This is a genomic window from Microcystis sp. M113S1, from assembly GCF_020246945.1.
Lineage (GTDB): Bacteria > Cyanobacteriota > Cyanobacteriia > Cyanobacteriales > Microcystaceae > Microcystis.
Window position 1 is genome coordinate 1 of sequence record NZ_JADBSA010000294.1, and the last position, 3182, is coordinate 3182.

The 3182-nt window shown below is 44.5% G+C and carries 3 protein-coding genes; all 3 read right to left on the reverse strand.

Annotated features, from left to right (window positions below):
• Positions 1-287 precede the first annotated feature (287 nt).
• The 3 genes from IM319_RS14920 to IM319_RS14930 all read right to left on the reverse strand — a co-directional run bounded on the left by IM319_RS14920 (position 288) and on the right by IM319_RS14930 (position 3139).
• Positions 288-2156: a cation:proton antiporter gene (locus IM319_RS14920; protein ID WP_287736073.1), complete on the reverse strand. Its 1869-nt coding sequence runs from the start codon at positions 2154-2156 to the stop codon at positions 288-290.
• A gap of 411 nt (positions 2157-2567) precedes the next feature.
• Entirely contained in the window at positions 2568-2783 is a 216-nt protein-coding gene (locus IM319_RS14925) for a hypothetical protein (protein WP_287736075.1), read from the reverse strand.
• Between the two features lie 80 nt (positions 2784-2863).
• The gene (locus IM319_RS14930; RefSeq protein WP_043995505.1) at positions 2864-3139 is read right to left on the reverse strand and encodes a type II toxin-antitoxin system mRNA interferase toxin, RelE/StbE family; all 276 of its coding nucleotides are present in this window, start codon (positions 3137-3139) and stop codon (positions 2864-2866) included.
• Positions 3140-3182 lie beyond the last annotated feature (43 nt).

Here is a 3182-nt window from a genome sequence, read left to right on the forward strand (position 1 = left end):
CTGCGAAGGTTACATGATATCAGCCAGACTTGGAAACTATCTCATCAAATTAGTCCCCCCATAGAACCTCCTTGAGCCATCTTGCACACTTTTCTCTTTTTGTCAAATTTTATGTTAAGAAAGATGTGACTAATGGATAGTTATCAAGGGGGGCAGGGGGGATCAAAGGCAAAATCTATCTTCAATTTAATTATAACTACTTACTTAAGTTAAGCTGAATCTCTGCCAATCCCTTTACTGTTGCCAGAGTGCCTATCCTCATCAAGAAGTTAATTTTGTCCTATTACTTATCTACTGGTGGCGATTTCCACTTCGGGTAAGATTTCTAAAGATAAACGGGTTCTGACAGTGCCGGAAAGACGTTTAAGCAGTTGTGGGCGTAAATCGCGCAGAATATAGATTAATTCGTCTCCCGTGCGCCATTCTTCCCTTTCTGTGACTACCTGTAGGGAATTATCGCGACGCAATAGTAGGGGCAGCAGTTCGCCATTTTCGATTAATTTAGTTAATCTGGTTTGTTGTTCGCTCAAATCATTGCCTTTAAAGATAGTTTTACCCAATTTAATCTGATTATCGTCTAAATACTGATTCCATTCCTTGACCGAAAAACTGGGGAGAAAAACCTGATTAACCTTATTTTGATCTGGGTTAGGGGTTCCCGCAAAGGCAGCCAACACCCGGGGAGGATGAAATTCCTCGCCGGCTCTTTGGGCTAAAACCAGATTAACCTCGCTATTATTAGTCAAAACCAGAAAAGTTCCCATGGATTCGATGCCTGCTTCTTGCAGTATTTTTGTATCAAGTCCGCTACTCTGCATCACCGTCAAACCGTCTTCTTTTGCTTGTTCACAGGCCCTGGCATCCGTATCGATTAAAACCACGTTTTCCCCTTGTTCTTGGAATAAACAGCTGATTAAGCGACCTAGGGGATTACAACCGACGATTACTGCTCCTGTTGCTGCAGAAGAAGTGATTTTTAGCCCTTTTGCCACCCAACGCGCCGTTAATCCCTGAATAAAAACGGTCATTAAAATTGTTAAAAAGACTAAAGCTTTGATCGCTTCACCGCCATTAATACCGGCACGGGTGAGTAAAATGGCAAATAAAGAAGCTACGGAGGCAGAAACGATTCCTCTAGGGGCAACCCAAGCGATAAATAGCTTATGTCGCCAATTTAGGTCACTTTTTAGGGTACACAAAGCCACACTCAGGGGACGCACCACCAGCATCAAGACTAACACCGTCAGGACGCTGCCCCAACCCAAAGCGATCACACTGGCGATCGAAAGATCCGCCGCTAGTAAAATAAACAGTACCGACACGCAAAGAGTGGTTAATTGACCCTTAAAACGCCTTAATAACCGCTCATCGGGAACGGCCGCCGCTTTTAGCACGATTCCCGCCATTACCACCGCCATTAACCCCGATTCACTGCGACTAAATTGCGATAAACCAAATAATCCCCAGACTCCCGCTAAAACCACGAGATTCTTTAACTCAAAAGTCAGAAAATTGCAAGTTTTTATAATAAAACTTAACAATCCGCCGCCAGCAATGCCGATCGCTGCCCCGATGCCTAAACGCAGGGTTAAACCGGTGATAATTTCCATGGGGCGGGAATGACTATCAATAATCGTATTTAACACCACTACGGCTAAAATTGCGCCCACAGGGTCGATTAATACCCCTTCCCCTTCCAAAAGCGTCGCCACCCGCCGATCTACGGCTACTTGCCTCAGCAAAGGCCCGATCACTGTCGGACCGGTTACTACCACTAAAGAAGCGTAAAGAAAAGCGATCGGCCAGGGAAATTCCCCCAACCAGTGGGCCGCCATACCGCCACCGATGAGAGTGATGGAAGTACCGAGAGTGACAAGATTGCGTAAACTGCCAGAAACTCGCCCTAATTCGCGTCCGCTTAAGCTTAAACCGCCTTCAAATAGGATAATCGCCACAGAGAGGGCAACAAGGACTTCTAAGCCAATTCCCAGACTTTGGGGGTGTAAAATTTCCCAACCATCGGACCCTAAAGCAATCCCAAAAATGAGCAGGAAGACAATACTAGGAACTTTCAGGTATTCGGCGATGACTTGGGCTGTAATCCCCGCCACCACAGTGATGACAATTTGCAGGGTAAGGGCGAAAGATGGATCCATGTTTAGCGATCGGTTATCGGCTATCGGTTATCGAAGCGGGTTTATACTTGGGGTTTAATCATTCTAATTATAGTTTTGATTCCTGCCCCGGCCCGGTCAGGAGGAAATAAGCTAAGACGTATTTTAACCGTCCATCCTTAGATTAGCTAAATCTCCCCCAATCCCTTTACCGTTTCCTCTTGCAAGAGTGCCTGATCTCAACAAGCAATTTAAATGCTAGGAAATCTGTCCAGAATTTGAGCGATCTTTTCGTCGAAAAGAATTCATCTTGTCTGCCTAAATAGAGCCAAATATCCTGCAAATCTTGCTCCGCTTGCCGTGCAATGGGAAAGCGATTAACTAAATTAATTCCTCTTGAAGTCGCTGTTTTGCAAGCATCTTAATAGTTTCTAACAAACTAGGCAATGAGGATTAGTCATATTCAGGATAATCACCCTGCCTCAGTTGTTCTATTCCTAGCTCGATGTCACGTTTTAATACCTCCCGTTGGCTTTGAATTTCCTCAGAGGCTAGTGCTGGATGCTGGATTTTTTGTAGGAGAAGCTGTTGTTCTTCGTCAGTTAAGGAAAGGATAATTTGAGCAAGGGAATCAATTAGTTTAGTATTGATTGCAGCAGCTTGACTCATAAATAAACAAATGATTGGGAGTTAATTAATTATTTTAATCTAGTCTAGCATAAGTTGGCAATTCCCACCCTACTAGAAGACTATTTGAACAGATCCGAATGAGTCCCAGTCCGAACGAGTGTTAAGCTTTCCTCATCTCGCTCAATCTTGTAGAGTAACAACCAATCCGGCTCGATATGGCACTCACCATAACCCGACCAATCTCCAACGAGATTATGATCTCGGTATCGCTCTGGTAGTATTTGTTCTTGCACCAGTAGTTCCACTACAGTTTTTAACTTTTCCAAGTCTTTACCCCGTTTTTTCATCCGCCTCAAATCGCGTCGAAAGCGGGTGCTTTCCTGTGGCGTTAACATTCCCCTGTATCCTTGTTCCAATCCTCGAACATCTGCCCGACGC